This is a genomic window from Ohtaekwangia sp. (assembly GCF_036568665.1).
Lineage (GTDB): Bacteria > Bacteroidota > Bacteroidia > Cytophagales > Cyclobacteriaceae > Ohtaekwangia.
On sequence record NZ_DATCSD010000328.1, the window covers coordinates 1 to 3,427 of the forward strand.

The following is a 3,427-nucleotide window of genomic DNA, read 5'->3' on the forward strand; positions in this document are numbered from 1 at the left end:
TGTAATAGCCGAAGGATATGATCTGCAAAAAGCAGAAGCTATAAAAGAATTTTTGCGTCCTAACATGGTGAGCATCGTTCGCTGCAAGCGCGTGTTGCTGGAAGGTGTAACATTTCAAAATTCACCCGCGTGGTGTTTGCACCCGCTGTTAACGCAGCATCTTACACTGCGAGGACTCACAGTTCGTAATCCCTGGAACGCACAGAATGGTGATGGTGTAGATATAGAATCATGTCGCTATGTATTGGTAGAGAACAGCAGCTTTGATGTAGGCGATGATGGTATATGTATAAAATCCGGTCGCGATGAAGAAGGTCGCAAGCGCGGAGTAGCAACCGAAGATGTGATCGTGCGCAACAACACAGTCTTTCATGGTCATGGTGGTTTTGTAGTAGGCAGTGAGATGAGCGGTGGTGCGCGAAATATATTTGTATCGCATTGTAATTTTCTGGGCACTGATGTAGGGCTTCGCTTCAAGACAACGCGCGGTCGCGGAGGTATAGTAGAGAAGATCTATATCGATCATATTCGTATGGCCAAGATCGGTGGAGCGGCTATATTGTTTGATATGTATTATATGGCGAAAGACCCGCTGGCCGTATTTGCCGGTGAAGAAAAACCATCGATACAATTCGAGCCGGTAACCGAAGCGACACCGCAGTTCCGAGATTTTCACATCAACGATGTAGTATGCAACGGGGCTGAAACAGCCATCTTTGTTCGCGGACTTCCCGAGATGAACATTCAGGCTATCTCGATGGAGAATATATCCATTAAAAGTAAAAAAGGCTTTATGTGCGCCGAAGGACAAAATATAGTGCTGAAGAACGCGGCCCTGTATTGTGATGATAAAAATGTAGTGGAAGTACACGATAGCAAGGGCTTGCTGCTGGAGAACATCACCTGCCAGGAAAACGATGTGCTGCTAAATGTTAGCGGCAATCGCTCCAAGGATATTCGCCTGCTGAATGCCAACGGAACAAAAGCGAAGAAGACAGTAGCGTTTGGTTCGGGCGTATCGGATAAGGTAGTGAAGATGAAGTAGTGACCAAGCTTAAAGCTGAAAGTTTAAAGTTCAAGGTAAAAGTTTAAAGAGTATATAATTCGGGAAAGCGTAAACGGAAAGGAAAAAGACAAGAGCTTTTAGCTTTCTACTTTCAGCTTTCCACTTATTAAAAAGGTATGAAATTACGACTAGCAATATTAACAGTGGCCGGTATATCTATAGCGGGCTCCTGCATGGCGCAGCCACAAAAGTTGTGGGGTGTACGCATGGCGGAGACGGTTATGAAGATATACCCGGATTCTATTGTAGTGAAGCGTGCCGGTGAATTGGTAGCCAACCGGCCAGCCCGGTGGGATTATGAGCAAGGTGTAGTATTGAAAGCATTTGATCAGTTAGGTGCCTATACGCACGACAAGAGCTATATGCAGTATGCAAAGAAGATCATCGATCATTTTGTAAACGCAGATGGTTCAATCCGTACCTACGATCTGTTAGAGTATAACATCGATCATGTTACTCCCGGGCGTGTAGTGCTGGCGTTGTATCGCGAAACAGGAGAAGAGAAGTATAAAAAAGCGGCCGACCTGCTGCACGAACAACTGAACTGGCAGCCGCGCACCAAAGAAGGCGGCTTCTGGCACAAGCATCGTTATCCATACCAGATGTGGCTTGATGGACTATATATGGGCGAACCATTCTCGGCAGAGTATGCACAACTGTTTCACCAGGATAAAAACTTTGATGATATCATTAACCAGTTTGTATGGATGGAAAAACATGTGCGCGATGCCAAAACAGGTTTGCTATACCACGCGTGGGATGAAAGTAAAAAGCAACGCTGGGCTGATCCTGCTACCGGCCATGCTCCCGGCTTCTGGGGACGCGGCATGGGCTGGTATGCAATGGCGCTGGTAGATGTACTGGATTATATACCAGCCAATCATCCGCGAAGAAAAGAGATGATCGCTATTTTACAACGGTTGGGCACAGCGCTGAAGAACTACCAGGATCCTGCTTCAGGTGTCTGGTACCAGGTGGTAGATAAAGCCACCACCCAGGGAAATTACCTCGAAGCTTCTGCCAGTTGCATGTTTGTATATGCTCTCGCCAAGGGATCGCGCCTGGGATATCTCGATAAAAGTTATAGCGCTCTCGCGAAAAAAGGTTTTGATGGTATACTCAAGAACTTTATTGAAACAGATCAGCAAGGTCTGGTTCATCTCACCAAAACCGTAAGTGTAGGAGGCTTGGGTGGCACGCCTTATCGCGATGGAAGTTTTGAATACTATATCAGCGAGCCGCTTCGTACGGACGACCTGAAAGGCATTGGTCCGTTCATCCAGGCGAGTATAGAAATGGATTTACTTACACCTATACATAAACCCTAGTGATCATGAAGTATATAATTTTCTGTGTGGCGGTTTTGATCGCAGCCGGTATACAGGCGCAGTCCTTGGAGAAAGAGTTTCCGGAATCGTTTCGGGTAAAAGTTACTAATCCGCTAAATATAGCGCGCGAGCATGTGGTGATCGTCTTATCGCCCGAAGAGATCAGTAAGCATGCACGCAGGTTTAACAGCAATGCCTTTATAGTAATAGATAACGGAAAAGAAATTCCCAGTCAGTATAATAAACAAGACCAGGACAACGCCGGTGTTGTTTTTGTATTGGATAAACTGAATGCATCCGCATCGCTGGAAGTAATAGTGCGTTTCCATCCTACAGCAACCCTTGCACGCAGCTATCCTAAACGTACGCAGGCAGAGCTGTCGCACAAGGTAGGAGGCGAGTGGAAGAATCGCGAATATATAGGAGGCAATTTCAGGAATGTAGATTTTCTGCAGGTGCCACCGGAGCATAAAGATCACTCCTGGTTTATTCGCTATGAAGGTCCCGGCTGGGAATCAGATAAAGTAGGGTATCGATTTTATCTCGACCAGCGCAATGCTACCGATGTATTCGGAAAGAAAACACAGGAAGTAACGTTACAGCTTGCCGGACAGGATGGTTTTGATTCGTATCACAACATGCAGCCGTGGGGTATGGATGTGATGAAGGTTGGTAAATCATTGGGTATAGGTTCTATCGGTGCGTTCGTTAACGGTGTGGCCATTCGTGTAGAGAAGACAGATGGCGTTACCTGCCGCATTACAGAAAACGGAACTATATACTCTTCTATTCTTACACAGTATACCGGCTGGGCGGTTGCCGATAAAAAGCAAGATGTGCAATCGCGCTTATCCATTCACCAGGGTACACGCCTTACACACGAGATGCTTACTATCACTAACGATCCTGATAACATCTGTACGGGTATAGTAAAAGACAAGCTCGCCAAACTATATACCAGTGAAGGCGATGCACAGCATTGGGCTTACCTGGCCACGTATGGCAAACAAAGCCTGAACAACGATGGCTTGGG

General features: G+C 46.3%; 3 protein-coding genes. All 3 read left to right on the forward strand.

Annotation, left to right across the window (positions count from 1 at the left end; all coding sequences use genetic code 11):
• A partial coding sequence (locus VIN08_RS18350; protein WP_331967973.1) for a glycoside hydrolase family 28 protein occupies positions 1–1,045 on the forward strand: 1,045 nt, incomplete at its 5' end.
• Between the two features lie 137 nt (positions 1,046–1,182).
• A complete protein-coding gene (locus tag VIN08_RS18355) occupies positions 1,183–2,394 on the forward strand; it encodes a glycoside hydrolase family 88 protein (RefSeq protein WP_331967975.1) in 1,212 nt (403 codons plus the stop codon).
• 5 nt (positions 2,395–2,399) lie between these two features.
• On the forward strand, positions 2,400–3,427 hold a 1,028-nt coding region (locus tag VIN08_RS18360; protein ID WP_331967977.1), incomplete at its 3' end, for a DUF4861 family protein.